This window comes from Boseongicola sp., from assembly GCF_057460485.1.
The window spans coordinates 1-18,577 of record NZ_JBVCWP010000049.1; the positions used below are offsets into that span (position 1 = coordinate 1).

An 18,577-nucleotide genomic window follows, 5' to 3' on the forward strand; every position below is an offset into this window, starting at 1 on the left:
CTTTAGTCTTTTTGGAAAGATGGAGTGTTAGAGATGAAGTATCGTACGCGGACGTTTTATACGGACAAACAGAAGTCGGAGATGTGGGGTCGGTGGCAGCGCGGTGAGAGGCCGCGAAAGACCTTGCACTACCAAACGCCTGCTGAGAAATTTGAGGCATGTGTTGCAACGATCAGTTGAAACCACAGGACAAACCCGCCGTTCGCTGCAGAGCGGCACCGGAAGGCCAGTTGAATAACTGCTATGCGGAGAGGCTGTGTGAAAACTCCGTGATCGTAGATTCCGGGAGAATTTTTTTCCACTAGGAAACCCGTCATCCACCTACTTGGGAACAAAGTCCTGCGATATGGCGCTGGAGTTCTCGTGGTTTTTGATCTCGCGAAGTTTTCACACAGCCTCCGGACAAAACCGCCATTGATTATAGTCAATTTGCTGCTTCAGTATCTGTGATAACGAGATGAGTACGGTCTCATAAACTCACGGAGAATGTCATGGAAGATGTCGAAAAGCTGTTGAAGGGCACCGTTGAAGAACTTGATCGATTACTGAATGCCAAAAATGTCTTGGGCGATCCAATTGAACGGGAAGGCTCCACCGTCATTCCGATTGTGAGTTACGGTTTCGGGTTTGGTGCTGGCGGGAACGTCGTAGCGAAATCAGGAACTGGTGCTGGAACCGGCGGCGGCGGCGGCATCAAGCCTTTGGGTGCAATTATTTTTGACAAGGACGGTGCGCGTGTCGAAGCCGTCAAGGGTGCCCTAACCAATGTGGCGGAAGTAATCGGTGAAACTGCCGCACATGTTATGAAAAATACCTCTCAAACCAAAGATAGCACCAAAGCCTGATCTGCTGTGGTCACGTTTTCCGCGATATTGATTTGGCTTGTTGGTCTTTTGGGCATCATTCTAGCGGGTTTGCTTGTGACACCTGTTGAACTGCGGGCATACTTGCGCACTTCGCCTCGGTCGGTCTATCGCGTCGACGCAAAGTTTTTTGCTGGTCTGTCACCCAGTATGACGATCTTCGACAGTTCACGTCGGAAAAGATCGATAGCAAAGAGACCAAAAAAGAAAAGGGACCGGAATAGGCGTAAAAGCCAGGTATTTGGTCGCGCAGATATTGTGTCCGCGTTTACCCGACTCATTTCTGGCCTGATCGGTGCAATACATTTTAGACATCTCAATCTTGACGTTGAGTTTGGCCTGCATAACCCCGCCGACACGGGCCAATTCTATGGTTACCTGATGCCACTGCAATATGGTGGCTGGCTAGCGCAAGGCCTGTCGATTTCAGTGCGTCCGAATTTTGAGCGCGTTTGTTTTTTTGGCGAAGTGGACGCGTCAGTTCGCGTTACGGCGGTATCGTTAATGCTCCCGTTCATTCAGTTTGCTTGGTATGCATTTGGCCCGAGAAGATGAAGGTTGTTCTAGAAACGCAACTTGTCCTTGGTAAAACCATTGTTGCGGCATTGGTTCGCAATGTGGTCCATGAACATCATTCAGGCAATCACGTGGCAGTTATCGGAGATAGAAGCCCGCTTGCTGTGGTTATCAAGGTTGGAGATCAAATAGATGCGTTCACTTTGCAAGGCGAGCCTTTGGCGATCTCGCAATTGAAGGCGCTATATCCAGACGCTATTGCAGCTTTGATGTCTACAGGTTTGTCGTGAGATAAATTGTTCCATCCCGGACGATCACATAGATCCTCGCCGCTCTGCATTCTTCATGGCAAGATCGGTTTTAGATGACACCCGGAAGGACGTTCAATGCTGATCAATCTTCATAGCTAGGCGACGACGACACCCAAAGTGCGGGCGGAAATTCAAGCGACCGACGAGCGGCAGCTAAGGGCCGTTCATGTTGGTCGGGGCGAGATCGTTTGGCAGGATCGCTGCGATGCGGCTAACGGCAGCAAGGAGCCCAAAGCGGTCGGACTAAACGACTACCGACTTGCGTCGGTAGGATTAGCGATGTGCTGTTCGAGGTACTGAAGTGCGATGTCTTCGGTGATGGCCCCGTTGGTGGTTGAAAAGTACCCGCGTCCCCAAAAGTGCCTGCCCCAGTATCGTTTTTTTGAGATGCGGGAATTCACGTTGCACTTTGTGGGACGACCGTCCCTTCATGAGCCGCATCAGGTCACTGACCGCCAGTTTTGGCGGGACGGATACAAACATGTGGACATGGTCGCTCGACAACACGCCCCGGATAATCTCGACGCCGTTCTGAGCGCAAACCTGACGGCAAATGTCACGCACTCGCAGCTTAATGTCGCCCTGCAGCACTTTATAGCGATACTTGGTCGACCAAACGAGGTGGTAACGATGGTAGAAAACGCAATGTTTGCCCGTGAAATATTGCAAGTTCTTATCCTCCTGAAAAATGAGCCCTAAGACCTGCGGCGGCTTATTTTTCGGGAGGATAAAAACATAACCGATTCTTCGTGCTAAAGCACTCCCGTCTGGAAGACGGGGGGTTTAGACCAAGGAGTGGATACTAAAAATGCAACGTCCGCCGTTGCAGCAAAGCAACTGCCTAGACCAGTCAGAGAACCACGCTGCAATGCAGCCAAGAAAGCGGCCGTTTGTCTTAGCTGTAGTAAAGTCTGAGGGTCCTATGGGCCAGTTGCGGGGCGGAACGGACCCGGCAGTCAATGAACCTTTATGACATCGATCAAGGCGGCCCGTCGCGTGTTGTGTATATTGGACGTCATCTCAAAATGGGCATGTGGTAAGGCTTGCAGCTCCTTTTGGTAGTGGTGGATCTCATCCGAGGGGGGTGGCTTTGTCGAAGATTGTACGAATACCAAAAGACTTCGTGATCTTGGTCTGTGACGCGAATAAGGCTCTGATACTCAAGAATATTGGTCCTGCTGCACAACCGGAACTGCATGTCGATGACAGTATTGAGAATGAGCTTGATGAGGGCTCAGAGGGCACTGCCGCGCCACCCGGGCGGCGGTTTGACGGTGCCGCAACCGCAATTTCTGGTGGTTCCCGCAGCGCGATGGAAGCTCCCGATCTCGAAAGAAAACGTGCAGATGGGTTCGCAAAGAAAATCGTCGTTGCTTTGGTGCATAGAAACGCAAAAATGCCAATCGGCGGGCTTGTCTTGGTCGCACCTCCGTCATTCCTGGGCATTCTGCGCCAAAAGGTGACCGAAGAACTGAGAGTACTCATCCGGGTGGAAGTCGGAAAAGAACTTGCCGAAATGCCTGTTGCGGCTATTCAGAAGGTATTACTCAAGAGCCTATAGGGCTTGCGGTTATCTTGAGCATTGGAATATTAGCTCGGAACGCAATCGACCGATGCATCTCATCCGAACCGAATTCTTCGGGCTCGAAGCATGCCACTGCGGCGTTGAATGCTTTGCGTCTTTCCGCAGCCTAATAGCGGACGTAAGTAGGTTCGGTAGAATAGATTTGAATCAGATGCTTAGATAAGGTTCGCTGCCAGCCGCTCCCGATCGCGAAATCCTGCAGGCGCTGGAGCATCTTTTGGCTCTTATGCGTTGATATGCATTAAAGCTCTGCCGTCCCAACTCGGGTAATACACTTTTGGGCGGAACCGATTTCCGCACCCTGCTAAATGGAGAGAAAGTGTGCCCAAGAACCCAACCGATGCCGCTTTTTGCATGTCTGTTCAGGAACTGGCGGAGAAGTTGAAGTCTGATCCGAAGACTGGGCTAGGCGCAGATGAGGTGAAAAAGCGGCTGGAGGCGCACGGGCCGAACCGCCTGCGCCGCCAGAAAAAGAAAAGCGTGCTGGCGATTCTTCTGCATCAGGTCCGGAGCATTATCGTTTGGCTTCTGACAGCTGCAGCTGTGATGTCCTTCGTTCTGGGAGACATCGCCGAAGGCGTCGCCATCGCCTTTGTGCTGATCCTCAATTCGGCCATCGGGTTCTTTACCGAACTAAAAGCAGCGCGCTCCATAGAAGCTTTAATGCGCATTGCCGAGGTCCGCACACGGGTGCGGCGAGATGGTGAGGTCCGCATGATTGATGCGCACGAACTGGTTCCCGGCGATGTTATGATCCTTGAGGCGGGTGATGTCGTCACAGCTGATCTTCGGCTGAGTGAAGCGTCGAACCTGCAGGCGGACGAATCCGTGCTGACGGGGGAATCTGCGCCGGTGATGAAAAGCATCGAGCCAGTGGACAAAGATTCCGCCCTCGGCGACCGTCTCAGCATGGCGTTCAAGGGCACAGCGATTACTCAAGGTGCAGGTGAGGGAATCGTGACCGCGACGGGCATGAAGACGGAGCTTGGCCGCATTAGTGACCTGGCGCAAAGCGCAGAAGGTGAGGTCGCTCCATTGGAGCGTCGCCTTGACAACTTGGGCCATCGCCTTATCTGGATAACTTTAGCGTTCGCGGGGTCGACCATTTTTGCTGGTATTCTGCGAGGACACGACGTGGCAATCATGGTGCAAACCGGGGTTGCGCTTGCGGTAGCCGCCGTGCCCGAAGGGCTTCCGGTCGTCGCCACTCTCAGCCTTGCGCGCGGCATGTGGCGGATGAGTCAGCGCAATGCGCTGATCACCCGATTGTCCTCGGTCGAGACGCTGGGGGCCACAACGGTGATCCTGACTGACAAGACCGGTACGCTGACCGAAAACCGCATGACGGTAGTCCGGTATCTACTGGCCACGGGCGATGTGGATATTGAGGCCTGCGAGGCAACCGAAGGGCCAGAACCTGATAGCCCGATGGCGTGGGCGCTCCGGATCGGAGCGCTCTGCAACAATGCAGAGCTTGGGGACGGCTCGAAAGACAGCCGGAGCGGCGACCCGATGGAAATCGCGCTGTTGTCGGTTGCGGGTAATTTCGGAGCGTCGCGAAAGAGCCTTCTCGACGGTACCCCTGAGGTTAAAGAACATGCCTTTGATCCTGGGACGAAGATGATGGCAACCGTGCATGACGATGGCGACTGCTATCTCTTTGCCATCAAGGGCGCACCCGAGGCGGTGATCGACGTTTGTACGAAAGTGATTGGGCAAGACGGCGCTCAGGATATGACCGAAGATACGCGTCAGGAGTGGACAAATCGCAATTCCGAGGCCGCGCAGGACGGGTTGCGCCTGTTGGCCCTCGCGATGAAAGAGGGGGCACCAAAGGATGCGGATCCTTACGAAAGCTTAACGCTTGTGGGTCTGGTCTGTCTGCTCGATCCCGTCCGTAAAGACGTGCCAGACGCCATTGAGACCTGCCGCGCGGCCGGGGTGCGTGTGGTCATGCTGACGGGCGATCACGCAGACACCGCAGAGACCATTGCGCGGGAGGCAAGCCTTGGGAACGGCGAAATGTCGGTTGTCGAAAGCAGTGAAATTGATGGGCTTGATCCGGAAACCATCAGTAAAGATGATCGCGCGCGCATAATGGATGTGGACGTTTTTGCGCGTGTCTCACCCGAGACGAAACTCATGCTTGTGTCCTTGTTTCAGGACGCCGGGCATGTCGTTGCCATGACCGGCGACGGCGTGAATGATGCGCCGGCATTGAAGAAGGCCGACATAGGTATTGCGATGGGCCAGCGCGGTACGCAGGTGGCCCAGGAGGCCGCCGATATGGTTCTGCAAGATGACGCCTTCGCGACCATCATTGCGGCCATGCGGCAGGGACGAGTTATCTTTGACAACATCCGCAAGTTCGTCATCTACCTCATGTCCTGCAATGTCAGCGAAGTCCTGGTCGTGGGTTTGGCCGTGGGCGCGGGCTTGCCCACGCCACTTTTGCCGCTGCAAATCCTGTTCCTGAACCTTGTTACTGATGTTTTCCCAGCCTTCGCACTGGGGCTGGGGACAGGTGACGGTAACGTAATGGCTAAACCGCCGCGTAACCCGGCGGAAGCTATCGTCAACCGCCGGAGTTGGATCCTGATTGGCATTCTTGGCGCGTTCATCACGATAGCCACGCTGGGCGCTTTCGCCTGTGCGCTTTTCTGGCTGGGCCTTGACTCTGGCCCGGCGGTTACAGTGGCCTTTCTGACCCTTGCGCTAGCGCAGATTTGGAACGTGTTTAACGTGAGAGATCACGATTCGGGGCTGTTGCATAACGAGGTCACTCGGAACGGATATATCTGGGGGGCCATCGCACTCTGTTTGGGATTGATAGGCCTTGCTCTCTGGTTTCCACCATTGGCCGACCTTTTGGGCCTGCCGAACCCGGGGCGTGCCGGTCTAGTTCTCGCGGTCGCTTCCAGCCTAGTCCCGCTCTTGCTTGGTCAGGCATGGGTCTGGCTCACCGAACCATCAGATCGAGAGGGCAGTGGCTAGTGACGAACGCATGACCAGTCGTGACGCAAAATCTGGTGGACGGAGAACGCAGTCACAAGTCGCCGTGGGGTGCAACCGTCAACATGTGGCACCACCCTGACGCGCCTTAGTCAGGTGGCTTTGTGGGGGCGGTTGGCTTAAAGGACGTCAATTGTTGCGTCTTGCGTTCAAAGCATTTTAGTGTCGGTTTTGATCTCAATCATTCAGCCATACTGCCCTCTCGATAGAGTTCTGAAACCGTTTCTGTCCAACTGTTCAAGAAAGAACGGGACAAGCGGACGCTTACAGTCATAGTAAAAGTTCTCGGTTTTGTTAGTCGTCAGTTTCTGGTGTGGCAAGCGCGGCGAGCGCGATGCCATCAAACAACTCAAGCGCTCGGCGCGCTTCTACCGGGGTCTTTTTGTCAAGCGATCCCAGCGATTTTTTGCGTGATTGCAGTCACTTTCTTAGGGCCGTGTTAGGAGCCTCGCAACCTTTTTCCATTCGCGGGTATTCAGTACCTCCTTGGCCGAAAGCCAGCCCCGCCTAGCCTGATCGACACCATATTGAATGTTGTCGAGTGAGCCGCACTTATGCGCGTCTGTCGAAATGGCGATCATCACCCCTGCGTCCCTCGCAATGCGGCACTGCACGTCACTGAGGTCGAGGCGCTGCGGATCGGCGTTGAGTTCCAGACAGCAGCCCCGCTCTTTCGCGGCGATCACAAGGCGCTCAATGTTCACGGGGTAGGGCCGCCGCGTCCCGATGAGGCGGCCGGTGGGATGTCCGACGATACTGACCAAAGGATTGTCCATCGCTCGGATAATGCGCTCGGTCTGCTCCGCCTCAGACATGTTGAAATCCGAATGGACCGACACCACTACAAGGTCGAGTTTGCTCAATATTTTGTCGGGGAAATCGAGTGACCCGTCTTTAAGAATATCGACCTCGCATGAGCTGAGCAGACGAAATCCTGCGAAGGACTCGTTCATACGGGCGATTTCCTCGATCTGGTCTTCGAGTTCGCGCTCGGACAAACCTCCTGCCACGCGCTGGCTCTTTGAGTGGTCGGTGATAGCAAGGTATTCGTAGTCCTTTAGTATTGCGGCCTCGGCCATTTCGCGCAAAGTATTTTTGCCGTCCGAAGCCTTCGTGTGTGCATGCAAGTCTCCCCGGATGTCGTCACGCGTGATCAGTGCAGGCAATGCACTAACCTCGGCGGCTTCTATCTCGCCCTGGGCTTCGCGCAACACGGGGTCGATCCATGGCAATCCGATCTTTTTGTAAAGGTTGTCTTCCGTTGCTCCTGCAATACGCCTTGTTCCATTAAAAAGGCCATATTCATTGAGCTTAAGACCCCGCTTCTGGGCACGTCGCCGACAGGCAATGCCGTGCGCCTTTGATCCTGTGAAATAGTGAAGTGCAGATCCCCAACTTTCTTTTCCGACCACGCGCAGATCCACCTGAAGCCCTACACGCAGGGTAACCGTCGAACGGGTAGCGCCCTTCGAGGCAATGCTGACAATTTCATCATATTCGGTGAAGTGGTCTATTATTTTTCTGCCTTGCGCGCCCGCAGCCAGAATGTCGAGGTCTCCCACCGTCTCCTTACGGCGGCGGTAGCTTCCCGCGATCTCTGCTTTGCTGACACCTTCGATTTTACGAACCCAATCGAGCAGCGGCCCGGCGAAATCCTCGGCTTCGTCGATCCGCCACCGGCGCGTCCCGAAGTCGCTATGGGAAAGCTCTTCGAGGATTTTTGCTTGTGTCTTTGCGCCGAAGCCTGCGATCTTCTCGATCCTACCCTCTTCGGCGGCTTGCCTAAGATCGCCTATGGTGCGGAGGCTGAGCTGTTGGAAAAGCATCTGCGCTTTTTTGGGGCCAACGCCGGGAATACGCGTAGCCTCGACAATAGCGTCCGGCACCTTGCTGGAAACCTCTTTGAGAAGCTGCAATTTGCCAGTTCGGACGATTTCCGTAATCTTACCGGCCAGATCCTCTCCGATATTGGGCAATTCCGTGAGATTCTCGCCCGCGTCGACTATGTCGGTCATACTTCGACTGTTTCCGCGTATCGTGTTCGCCGCGTTGTGGTAGGCCCGCACGCGAAACGGGTTCGCCCCCTTAATCTCGAGGAGGTCTGCCAGATGGTCGAATATCTCCGCGATCTCGCTGTTGTGGACTGGCATGGCTCAACCTCCTTGACCTAAAAGTTTCCGAAAACCCGCTTCGTCGAGCGTCCTGACACCGTGCCGCTTTGCTTGCTCGAGCTTCGAGCCGGGCTTTTCTCCGACGACGAGGTAGTCTGTCTCATCGCTGACGGTCTTGGTCACACGCCCGCCGCGCCGCTCGATTTCTTGCGATGCTTCCGCACGCGTCCAACCCGCCAACGCGCCAGTGAGGACGAATGTCTTGTCTGCGAGGGTAGGTCCGGTCCTCTCTACCGGTTGGGGGGAGATATCGGCCGCAAGCAGCCTGTCAACAACGTCGCGGTTGCGCCTTTCCGCGAAGAAACCGACAATAGAGGCCGCAGTCTTGGGGCCGATATTGACCACTGCGCTGATGTTATCCTCAGATGCGTCACGCAGCGCTTTGAGAGATCCAAACGCACGCGCAAGCTGCCGAGCGGAGTCGCTGCCGACGTGACGGATGCCCAAGGCCCAAATAAAACGGTCCAATGGCAGCCTGGTTCTGTTTTGAATGGCGTCAAAAAGCGCCTTGGCCGATTTGGCTGCAAAGCCTTCGAGGGTTTTGAAATCTTCAGCAGATAAGTCGTAGAGGTCGGCGAGGGTTTTCACCATTCCCCGCTCGACTAGTTGCGAGGCTGTCTTGTCACCCAGACCGTCAATATCCATCGCGCCCCGGGCGGCATAGTGCACGATCCGGCCCACAAGCTGTGCGGTACAGGCGATGCTTGCGGGGCAGTATGCCATGGGTCCGCGCATTTCCAGTTTCGCGCCACATGCGGGGCACACCTCTGGCATTTCGAACACATCGCCTCGCTTCTGTCCCGGCGTATCCATGCGTTCGACGACTTTGGGGATCACATCACCCGCGCGCTCGATCCGCACAGTATCGCCCACTCTCAGATCTTTGCGGCGGATTTCGCTTGCGTTGTGCAGCGTCGCGCGCGCAACGGTTACGCCGCCCACATCGACTGGATCAAGCAAGGCGACGGGTGTGAGCGCCCCTGTCCGGCCCACGCTCACCGCGATGTCTGCGATCCGCGTTATCTCGTGTCTCGGCTCAAACTTCCAGGCCAGTGCCCAACGTGGGCTGCGTGCGCGTGTGCCCATAACCTCGCGCGCAGCGCGGTCATCAAGCTTTAGAACCATCCCGTCGATCTCGTAGAGCAGCTGGTCGCGTGCCTCCACGAGACGCTTGTGAAAGGCGCGGATGTTTTCCATCGACACGCAACGTTCCCGCGCGCCAAGAACAGGAAGGCCCAGATGCTCAAGCTTTTTCAAAAGCGCCTCCTGCGTCGGTGCATCTTGGATGCTTAAGCCTGTCGCATCGTAGAATGAAACCGCGAAACGAATGCCCTCTGCTCCAGCGGGATCAAGCCGCCTAAGAAGACCGGCGGCCGCATTTCGGGGGTTGGCAAAGGGCTCTTCACCCCGCTCAACGCGCGCGCGGTTCAGCTTCTGAAAGCTTTTTAAAGGCAAAAGCGCCTCGCCCCGTACGACCAACGCGTCGGGCACTTTCTTGGGATGCCGGAGCCGCAAGGGCAGCGCGCGCGCTGCGAGCAAAGTATGACCGATCCCCTCACCGGTGCGCCCGTCGCCGCGCGTTGACGCGCGATCAAAATGGCCATTCTCGTATACGACCTCCACCGACAAACCGTCGAACTTTGGCTCGGCCCATATCACCGCCTCATCTTCCCCCGTCTCGGTACGAATGCGTGCAAGGAAGCCTTCAACATCCTCCTCGTTGCGTACCGCGTTTAGGCTTAGCATCGGCGCGATATGTGATACTTTTTCCAGCCCGGTGCGCGGCGCTACGCCTACCCGCTGAGTAGGCGAGTCCGGTGTCACAAGGTCCGGGCGCTCTTGCTCCAGCAGTTCGAGTTCGGCGAACAGCCTTTCGTATTGTTTATCAGAGATCTCCGGCGCAGCCTCCACGTAATAGAGCTGGTCGTGCCGCACGATTTCGCTACGAAGGGCGGCTATCCTCTTTTTGATATCGGACCTGTTTGCCATTTTCTTAGGTTTCCTGAAGATACTTACTTGTCTTTTTGGGCGGATACTGAGGATTTCAACAGGTTCAATTGATCGGGAACTAGGCTGCAGGTCAGGAATGTCGGAACCAATGGAAATCGGACATGCATCATCACCGCCAGGTCAATAATCTCTCGGCTAGTTTTGAAATAGCCAAACTGCGATTGTTTTTGTGCCGGAGAGCCAGATGGTAGGCCCAAGTCGGTTACGTCTGGAGGGACTCTGCGAAAGGCCACCGTGACCCTACTCCACAACCAAGGGTTTTCCCCAGTGTGCTCGCTTGATCAACGGCGAGCCCTGATCGGCAGGTCTCATCACTTTCCCGATCCACTGTTCCATCCTACGGTCGCAAAGAACGCTAGTCGACGCGCGGACTTGGTAGGCTGACCGCAATTGCGGTTGGTACAATTGACGGGAGAGGGCACGAATGAACTGGTTTAAGGGTGCGCAGCTTCCAAAGAACATGATCCTCTTTACGGCGTTTTTTATGTTCAGTCCTTCGTCTGTTTGCTTGGGCTTGCGCTCACGGTCACATGGGCTGGTCGGATAAGCCGCTGTCCTAGGGCGAAGCCGGGACGATGCAGGACAAGAACCATACCTGGCTTGGTGTCATCAGTGTCCTGCGTTTGCAGGGCTTCATGAAGCGCCGGATCAAAGGGGGAGTTCTTTGGTGCAATCTCCCTGATACCAAGCGCCTTTAGGCCGGTCGTGAAGGCCGACTTCGTTCGGTTCAGGCCCTCTAGAAGCGCGACGATCAGTGGATTGTCGGCATCAGGACTGGTGCGAGCGGCCTCAATCGCTAGACAGATGTCATCGTAAGCCGGGGCAAGGGCCTCTACCGCGAGGGCCACACCATGTTCTCGCCCGTCAATACGGGCCGCATTGGCGTGCTTACGAGCGTTCTCGGCCTCGGCTAGGGCGCGCTTCCATTTGTCCGTGAGAACCTCTAGTTCTGCGTCAGGATCCCGAGTTGTTACTTCAGGTTCATCTGACGTTGGCTCATCTGACGTTGGCTCATCGGTGGGTTGATTGATTTTTTCTTTTCTTTTTTCCATGATTGGTTCCTTTCATGGGGTCTTGGCGTCAACGGACGATTAGAAATATGCGGGACGATCCGCGTTGGATGGTTAGGGCAAGCGCTCCGTCGATGGACGCAAGTTGCTGGCGCAACTCGGCAACTGATGTGACGGGCACCCGATTGGCGGCCACGATAATGTCGCCTGCTTCCAAACCTGAACGTGCGGCGCGGCTGTCGGCATCCACTTGGGCGATCACGACACCGGCAACATCGCCGTAAAGCGGGTCGCCGGGTTGCAGGTCTCGCAGCTCGGCCCCTGAAAGCCGCCCAAGCCCTTGCTTGCCCGCTTTTGCGCCAAGCTGCGCGCCTTTGCGCAACGTGGCCGTCAGTGTCAGCGTTTTACCATCGCGGATGATGCCGATTTCGATATCTCTGCCAAGCCGCTTCAATCCGATTTGACTGCGCAAATCGGCGGACCCGGCAATGGAACGACCATCAACAGACACAATCAGATCCCCGGGCTGAAATCCCGCCGCCTCGGCAGCGCTGTCCGGCTCGACTTGGGTGATAACTGCGCCTGCACCGGCTTCAATGCCCAAGGCTTCGGCAAGGTCGGGCGTAAAATCCTGAATCCTTATTCCAAGTTGTCCCCGTTGGACCTCGCCAAACTCGATCAGCTGATCGACAACGGCATTTGCCATATTTGCAGGCACGGAGAAACCAATCCCGACATTGCCGCCCGATGGCGCGATGATGGCGGTGTTGATGCCAACCAGCCGTCCATCAAGGGTCACCAAAGCGCCGCCGGAATTGCCTGGGTTGATGGAAGCGTCGGTTTGGATGAAATCCTCGTAGCCTTCTATGTTCAGCCCGCTGCGCCCCAATGCGCTGACGATGCCGGATGTCACGGTCTGGCCAAGACCAAATGGGTTCCCGATCGCCAATACATAATCGCCCACTTGGAGCCGATCGCTGTCGCCCAGATCAAGCGCGGTCAGGTCTGTGGCATTGATCTTGAGCAAGGCGATATCCGTGCCTGGATCACTGCCGATCAGAGTGGCATCAAATTGCCGCCGATCCTTGAGCGTTACGACGATCCGGTCTCCATTCTCTACGACGTGGTGGTTGGTCAGAACATACCCTTCCTCGGCATCAAAAATCACACCGGAACCCGCGCTCATTTGTCGGCGTGGCTGTGGCTGTGGCTGTTGCGGAAACGGCTGCATGTCAAAAAACCGTCGAAAAAACGGATCATTGAACAACGGGTTCAATTCGGCTGTTTGTTCGCTTTCGACCGAAATGTTGACGACAGCCGGTGTTACTCGATCCAGCAAAGGGGCCAGAGTTGGCAGCCCATCATCGTTTAAATATAACGGTCGATCCGCAGTTTGCGACGCTACCGGTGCGGTGAAGCTAAAGGTAAAAATGCAAATCGCGACCAATACGTGGCCGAGACGAGAAACTATAGCGTGCATAGCTTTTCTCCTTTGGACCTGAGGAATGGGGCCGGGGATGCCCGGCCCCGCATGCCTTATGCGGCTTTTATGGGAATACGTTTTACCTTGGCCTGCGCCTCTGCGGTCTTGGGCAGGGTTATGGTCAACACACCGTTCTTGAACTTTGCATCGGCTTTGTCAGGGTCGACGCCCGCTGGAAGCGGCACCGTGCGATAGAATGAGCCGTAGGACCGTTCAGACATGTAAACGCCTTTGCGTTCCTCTTCGTGTTCGACTTTCTTTTCGCCACGGATGGTCATCGCGTCGCTTGAAAGCGAAACGTCGATGTCTTTTTCCGTCATGCCGGGCAATTCGATTGAGACGTCAACGCTTTTGTCTGTCTCTGTGACGTCGGTGCTGGGGCCGAACATGCCCACAACATCGCTGCGGCCATTCCAGCCATTTTCAACTTTGTTCCAAAAGTCCTCGAACACGTGGTTGATGTCACGTTGCAGTGACACTAGTGGATTGGACCCGTTTTCTCTTTCGCTTGCCAAGCTCTTTTCTTTGTCCCGACCCCATGGGGTTAGATCGCTGATTTGCATTTTAGACTCCTTCCTTGATTGCGATGTTTAGATGGAAAGGCGGGCTATGCCGCCTTCACCGAGATTTTCTTGGGCTGGGTTTCGGGCGAGCGTGGCAATTCCAGCCGCAGAACCCCGTTTTTGAATTCCGCATCGATCCTTGCCTGATCGACCTCATCCGACAGGGTGAAGACGCGGATATAATCCCCAACCCGGTATTCGGACGACAAAAGGCGATAACCTTCAGGTGCGTACGGCTTGACCTTGCCGCGAAGTGTCAGGATTTGACGCTCCAGTGTTACATCAACATCACCCGGCGCCACACCCGGCATATCAGCCATGATCACCGTGGTTTCATCACGCTCAAAGATGTCGACCGCTGGTGTAAATGCCATCGCCCTGCGATTTGCGTCGCCGTTAGTTGTCGTCACGTCGTGCGTGTCTTGTGTGGTGAGGTCTTGTGCCATGTCACTCTCCTTTCAATCATGGTTTCAGGTTGTTTTAATCGCGATGCGCTTGGGTTTGTCGTCTTCGGGGCGTTGCATCTCGACGGTCAGAACACCATTTTCAAAACGCGCCTCAATCTGGTCGGGATTGACCCGGAAGGGCAGTTCGACCGAGCGCAAGAACGTCCCATCAGAACGCTCGTGACGATGCCAGACGATGTCGTCGCCCTTTTCGGAATCAGGATATGTGCCGCGAATAGAAAGCATTGTGTCCTTGACCGTCAGCTCGATGTCTTGCTCGGTCAGGCCGGGAAGCTCGATGCTCATAACAATGCTATCCTGACCGGCCCAGAAGTTGACTGGCGGATAGCATGCGGATGGGCCGAGCGTTCTGGACCCAGTAAAAAGCCGGTTCATTTCGCTTTGCTGCCGACGCATATCGGCAAACGGATCGCTGATGTTTAGTGGAGAAAAAATTGTCTGTAGCATTGTAAGACTCCTTTTTGTGTTGAGGTGGAACAGCTGCTCAACCGACCCCGGAAAGGAACAGTCGATGGGCCCGATACCTCCGGATAGGTGGGCAATGTGACAGAGATGTAATTGGATTCTGGCTAGGCCTGGAACGCTGAACGATCAGACAAGCGGCGGTGCGCGCGCGGCCGCAGATCTGAGTAGCAGCCAAAGGGACGGCTGCATTGTCCTCGCCATCCGCCATTCCACCACCTAGAGATCTGTATTTGACATCTCCGTTTGACGATTTGGGCAGCGGTCGTTCAGCTGTCAAGAACAGCAATAAAAATTTTATACACACCCAATGCGACAGATCTTGAATTCTCATTTTCTCTTCCTCAAGCGCGACGCGCGGCCATCCTGAGACGATTGCAGGTGCGCGCGCGACGGGGCAGGTCTGCCAGGCCCTTTTCACAGGCCAAACGGGTAGGTTTCGTCCTCTGTGGTATTCGTCAACGTGGGTAACGCAGTGACCGCCTGTGTTTGGTCGAACCAAACGAAAGCATCATATTGATTGGGCAGGGTGGCATAGCTGTAATGGCTCGCTCTTTCAGTCTCGGGCCGGTAAATGACGCCAATGTATCGCTGCAATCTTTGCTGGCTCAAAAGCTTCAGGAATTCAGGTGATTGTTGCTTTTTGAAATCCCACAGGAAGCGTTCAAGATCGACATCGTGGCACAGGGCCTCGTAACTATCGGGGCGCGGAGGGCGAATGTCTTTGGTCTCCATCGGCGCATTCCACTCGGAGGCTGCAGCAACGGTACCCGATGCCGTTCCAAATCCGATCAGGGCGGCTGTATCTCCATATTCCTCGCGGCAAAGCTGACCGATGTTCAACTCGCCACGGATGCGGCCCATATCGGTGTGACGCGCATCGCCGATGTGAGAATTATGCGCCCAAACCACGACTTTTTCGTCTGGTCCAGAATGGTTCAGGATTTGGCGCAGAGTCTGGAACATGTGCTGGTCGCGCAAGTTCCACGACAGTTCCGAGCCGTAGTACATCACGCGGTAGTAGCGTTCCGCATTGGCGACCAGCCGTGCGTTTTGCGCGGCATCAAAGAACTGATCACCATCCTGCGCGGTATAATCCAATTGCTTTTTGAACAGATCGATCAGGATTTGGGTGACGGGCCCTTCGCACACCGAAAACCCGCGCGTCAGGGCCGCGCGCCCATAGGCTGCGGGGTCCTGCGACCATGCCGACAGGCAGGCATAACGTGACCGGGCCACTTCGGCTGCCGTTTCGTCGACGCGGTCAAGATATTCCAGAACTGCAGCAATCGAGGAATTCATATTATAGAGGTCAAGGCCATAGAACGCGACGCGGTCGTCGACCTTTCTTGTCTGGTTATATTGCTCCAAATAGCGCGTGAATGCATCGAACTCGACGTTGCGCCACATCCATGTGGGAAAGCGTGCAAAGGGTGGTGTTTTCATCGCCTCCGGGCGTTTGTGCCGGATGTAGCGGTCAATCATTGCGGCGTCGGGCCAATCTGCTTCGACTGCAATACTAGTAAAACCGTGCTCTTCAACCAGGCGGCGGGTGATGGCGGCTCGCGCGCGATAGAATTCCGATGTGCCGTGAGAGGCTTCGCCCAGAAGCACCACGCGCTTTGATCCGAACCGGTCAAATGCTTTGGCAAAATCGGGATCACTGATCGAGGGCAAGGGCTCGGCGGCAGCGTGCAGGACAGAGCGAGCGGTTTTGGTCTTTGGCGGAGGTGCGGGCTTTGATCTTGTCGTCACGTGTTTGGTGAGATGCGCCTTGAACCAATTTGCGGCATGATCGACGGCACAGTCCAGTGTGCCCGGTTCTTCAAACAGATGACCTGCCCCTGGCACCAACTCCAGCTCCTTTCCGCAGGTCAGCGCAGCAAGAGCCTGTTTGTTCAGCCCGGTAACATCATGGTCCAGACTGCCGACGACCAGCAACGTCGGGCTGACGACCATCGGCAGATAATCCATAGCCAAATCCGGCCGACCGCCACGCGATACGACAGCTGCCACACGGCCTTTGAGTTCAGCCGCCGCGACAAGCGCCGCTCCCGCACCTGTGCTTGCCCCGAAAAGGCCAAGTGGCAAATCTTCAAGGTCAGGCTCGGAGGTGATCCAGATCGAGGCTTCGACCACGCGGTCAGCAAGCAGCGGAATGTCAAAAACGTTGCGGCGGTCTTGCCCCTCCTGAGGTGTCAAAAGATCAAACAGAAGCGTTGCAAACCCTTCGGCGTTCAGTTTCTCGGCGACATATGTGTTACGCGGGCTAAGTCGACTTGATCCGCTGCCATGTGCAAACAAGACGATACCGCGCGGGTTTGGTGGAACCGTCAGATCGCCGGGAAGTCCGAGTGGCGGAATGGACACCTGCCTTTTGTGGGTGGCTACTGTGACAGCGCGTGCGGTATTTGTCGGGCCATTTGAAACCTGAGCAAGCAGTGCCACTGTTTCGTCGTCCGTCAACTGATGAAAGTCGCGATAAAAGCCGCCCACGCCGCGGAATTCCGTTGCTGGATTCAGGCAAATGATGTCATCGGCCTGATCGGAGATGTCGTCCAAAGCCGTCTTTGGGGCGACTGGAAGGGCAACTATGATCCGCCTTGGATTGCTACGTTTCAGCCCAATCAACGCCGCCTTCATTGTGGCACCAGTGGCCAGCCCATCGTCTACAACAACAACGGCTCGACCCCTTGGGTCCAGCCTTGCCCGATCACCGAGATACAGCTTTTTGCGTCGCTCAAGCTCGGCTCTTTGGCTGGCCACAGCAGCCGATATGTAAGCCTCATCAGCACCAGACGCACGTTTCACGCTTTCGTTGATGACAATTTGTCGGCTCGCGCCCTCGACAATTGCACCAAGGGCGACCTCCGGATTTTGCGGAGCGCCGATTTTGCGCACAAGTAGCAAGTCAAGCGGCGCATGAAGCGACTTTGCGATCTCGACGGCCACAGGCACCCCGCCGCGGGGCAGGGCATAGATCAGGGGCTGGTCAAGCCCCAGTGCCGTCAGAGCCTCGGCCAGTTGCCGACCCGCGTCAGCGCGATTGATAAATGTGAGAGGCGTGTTTTCCATACGACTGTTTCTATGACATCTGGGCACTTGCCTATTGCGCAAAATCAACCGACCCTCATTTTTTTTTGGGCTTAATTCGTTCGCCCTGAATAACTCCTGTCCCACTGATTTTGTTTGAAAATAGCACGATTTTGTTGTGCTAGGTTGCAGGGTTTGGTATTATGGAGGCGGGATACCGGCTATTTCGAGCCACGATATGAAGCCAAGAAAACCACCCGCAGAACAAGACGACCTCCTGCGCGCCCGGTTGGTCGAAATGATCGACTGAGAAGTCTTCGAGCGGGAATGGTCCGAGTTTTTCCCGTCACATGGCGTTGTCACATTAACTTTTCTAAGTCGAAATATCGAAGTTTTTGAAAATACGGTTTACTGGATTTCAACGACTTAAGAGATTCCAAGTTCCATCAAGAAGACGAAATCTGCCGATAACTGAGTTAATGTGACAACGCACTTTTACCGCAGGTTTTGATATTTTGCGCGCCATATCGTCTCAAATTCCTGCTAAAACGCCTTGTTTTGAAGTTCAGATGCAAGAAGACGACGTCTTTTGCGCCTCTTGCGCATCAATAAAACCGCCTCGGCGCAGAATAGCAAAGGAAAACCGAAGCTTGTCGATTGACAATTATCAATACTGCAGGAAGTTGGTTGGTATAGAATTCACAGGTATTTTAGTCAGTTATACTGTCGTTCTGCGCACCCCTTTGGCCTGCTTTGTCTGGTCAGGGGTGCGCAATTTCGCACGCTCAATTCAGATCCCCATCATCTGTCGGGCCTCGACCCGGGTTTCCTGCAGATAAAGCGTTGCCTCAGGAACGTTGACCTGTCCATTTCGCAACTGACGCCAGTTAAAGGGGGAGGGGGCAATACTTGGTGGTCGTTGAGATAAGGTAATGTTTTGGGAACAAGACGAGGCCGGCCATAAAAGTAAGGATCACTGTCGAAATGACGTTTGGGCCTAGCTGGCCGGAAGGGGAGTGGAAAAACTTTGGGGATCATGCCGCCCTGAGCTGTCCTGGTGAGAGCCTTCCATCCAAGACGGCAGCCCTGAC

13 protein-coding genes and 1 pseudogene are annotated in these 18,577 nt (G+C 55.2%); 5 read left to right on the plus strand and 9 right to left on the minus strand.

What is annotated here, in order from left to right:
* Positions 1–491 precede the first annotated feature (491 nt).
* From AC221Y_RS08380 to AC221Y_RS08390, 3 genes are all read left to right on the plus strand, one after another.
* Positions 492–845 carry a GerW family sporulation protein gene (locus tag AC221Y_RS08380; protein WP_486707160.1) on the plus strand — a complete coding sequence of 118 codons (354 nt, stop codon included), beginning with the start codon at positions 492–494 and terminating at the stop codon, positions 843–845.
* A gap of 168 nt (positions 846–1,013) precedes the next feature.
* The gene (locus AC221Y_RS08385) at positions 1,014–1,418 is read left to right on the plus strand and encodes a DUF2953 domain-containing protein (RefSeq protein WP_486707161.1); all 405 of its coding nucleotides are present in this window, start codon (positions 1,014–1,016) and stop codon (positions 1,416–1,418) included.
* Positions 1,415–1,669 (plus strand): hypothetical protein, encoded by a 255-nt coding sequence (locus AC221Y_RS08390; protein ID WP_299748595.1) that lies wholly within the window; start codon positions 1,415–1,417, stop codon positions 1,667–1,669. The genes AC221Y_RS08385 and AC221Y_RS08390 overlap by 4 nt, the downstream gene beginning before the upstream one ends.
* Before the next feature lie 272 nt (positions 1,670–1,941).
* Here the strand turns inward: AC221Y_RS08390 and tnpA are convergent.
* Positions 1,942–2,359: pseudogene (tnpA, locus tag AC221Y_RS08395) on the minus strand (IS200/IS605 family transposase).
* Positions 2,360–2,780: 421 nt separating this feature from the next.
* Between tnpA and AC221Y_RS08400 the strand changes: the two are divergent.
* Together AC221Y_RS08400 and AC221Y_RS08405 are read left to right on the plus strand one after the other, a co-directional pair.
* Positions 2,781–3,251 (plus strand): host attachment protein, encoded by a 471-nt coding sequence (locus tag AC221Y_RS08400; RefSeq protein ID WP_299748592.1) that lies wholly within the window; start codon positions 2,781–2,783, stop codon positions 3,249–3,251.
* A gap of 345 nt (positions 3,252–3,596) precedes the next feature.
* Positions 3,597–6,269 carry a cation-translocating P-type ATPase gene (locus AC221Y_RS08405; RefSeq protein WP_299748589.1) on the plus strand — a complete coding sequence of 891 codons (2,673 nt, stop codon included), beginning with the start codon at positions 3,597–3,599 and terminating at the stop codon, positions 6,267–6,269.
* Positions 6,270–6,715: 446 nt separating this feature from the next.
* On the opposite strand, the gene polX is transcribed toward AC221Y_RS08405, so the two are convergent.
* The 8 genes from polX to AC221Y_RS08445 form a co-directional block, all read right to left on the minus strand.
* Positions 6,716–8,437 carry a DNA polymerase/3'-5' exonuclease PolX gene (gene polX, locus AC221Y_RS08410; protein WP_299748586.1) on the minus strand — a complete coding sequence of 574 codons (1,722 nt, stop codon included), beginning with the start codon at positions 8,435–8,437 and terminating at the stop codon, positions 6,716–6,718.
* Positions 8,438–8,440: 3 nt separating this feature from the next.
* The gene (gene ligA / locus AC221Y_RS08415; protein WP_299748584.1) at positions 8,441–10,447 is read right to left on the minus strand and encodes an NAD-dependent DNA ligase LigA; all 2,007 of its coding nucleotides are present in this window, start codon (positions 10,445–10,447) and stop codon (positions 8,441–8,443) included.
* Positions 10,448–10,956: 509 nt separating this feature from the next.
* The gene (locus AC221Y_RS08420; RefSeq protein ID WP_299748581.1) at positions 10,957–11,520 is read right to left on the minus strand and encodes a nucleotide exchange factor GrpE; all 564 of its coding nucleotides are present in this window, start codon (positions 11,518–11,520) and stop codon (positions 10,957–10,959) included.
* A 28-nt stretch (positions 11,521–11,548) separates the two neighbouring features.
* Entirely contained in the window at positions 11,549–12,958 is a 1,410-nt protein-coding gene (locus AC221Y_RS08425; protein ID WP_299748578.1) for a DegQ family serine endoprotease, read from the minus strand.
* A gap of 56 nt (positions 12,959–13,014) precedes the next feature.
* A complete protein-coding gene (locus AC221Y_RS08430; protein WP_299748576.1) occupies positions 13,015–13,524 on the minus strand; it encodes an Hsp20/alpha crystallin family protein in 510 nt (169 codons plus the stop codon).
* 44 nt (positions 13,525–13,568) lie between these two features.
* Positions 13,569–13,970: an Hsp20/alpha crystallin family protein gene (locus AC221Y_RS08435; RefSeq protein WP_299748573.1), complete on the minus strand. Its 402-nt coding sequence runs from the start codon at positions 13,968–13,970 to the stop codon at positions 13,569–13,571.
* 24 nt (positions 13,971–13,994) lie between these two features.
* The gene (locus tag AC221Y_RS08440; protein WP_486707162.1) at positions 13,995–14,438 is read right to left on the minus strand and encodes an Hsp20/alpha crystallin family protein; all 444 of its coding nucleotides are present in this window, start codon (positions 14,436–14,438) and stop codon (positions 13,995–13,997) included.
* A 432-nt stretch (positions 14,439–14,870) separates the two neighbouring features.
* Positions 14,871–17,528, minus strand: coding sequence for an erythromycin esterase family protein (locus tag AC221Y_RS08445; protein WP_299748567.1), 2,658 nt, complete (start codon positions 17,526–17,528; stop codon positions 14,871–14,873).
* Positions 17,529–18,577 lie beyond the last annotated feature (1,049 nt).

What these genes read in the sequence shown, in the direction of transcription:
- AC221Y_RS08445 (WP_299748567.1), bottom strand. Translation starts at nt 17,528, where the DNA reads ATGGAAAACACGCCTCTCACATTTATCAATCGCGCTGACGCGGGTCGG.
- ligA (WP_299748584.1), bottom strand. Translation starts at nt 10,447, where the DNA reads ATGGCAAACAGGTCCGATATCAAAAAGAGGATAGCCGCCCTTCGTAGC.
- AC221Y_RS08430 (WP_299748576.1), bottom strand. Translation starts at nt 13,524, where the DNA reads ATGCAAATCAGCGATCTAACCCCATGGGGTCGGGACAAAGAAAAGAGC.
- AC221Y_RS08425 (WP_299748578.1), bottom strand. Translation starts at nt 12,958, where the DNA reads ATGCACGCTATAGTTTCTCGTCTCGGCCACGTATTGGTCGCGATTTGC.
- polX (WP_299748586.1), bottom strand. Translation starts at nt 8,437, where the DNA reads ATGCCAGTCCACAACAGCGAGATCGCGGAGATATTCGACCATCTGGCA.
- AC221Y_RS08435 (WP_299748573.1), bottom strand. Translation starts at nt 13,970, where the DNA reads ATGGCACAAGACCTCACCACACAAGACACGCACGACGTGACGACAACT.
- AC221Y_RS08390 (WP_299748595.1), top strand. Translation starts at nt 1,415, where the DNA reads ATGAAGGTTGTTCTAGAAACGCAACTTGTCCTTGGTAAAACCATTGTT.
- AC221Y_RS08385 (WP_486707161.1), top strand. Translation starts at nt 1,014, where the DNA reads ATGACGATCTTCGACAGTTCACGTCGGAAAAGATCGATAGCAAAGAGA.
- AC221Y_RS08420 (WP_299748581.1), bottom strand. Translation starts at nt 11,520, where the DNA reads ATGGAAAAAAGAAAAGAAAAAATCAATCAACCCACCGATGAGCCAACG.
- AC221Y_RS08440 (WP_486707162.1), bottom strand. Translation starts at nt 14,438, where the DNA reads ATGCTACAGACAATTTTTTCTCCACTAAACATCAGCGATCCGTTTGCC.
- AC221Y_RS08380 (WP_486707160.1), top strand. Translation starts at nt 492, where the DNA reads ATGGAAGATGTCGAAAAGCTGTTGAAGGGCACCGTTGAAGAACTTGAT.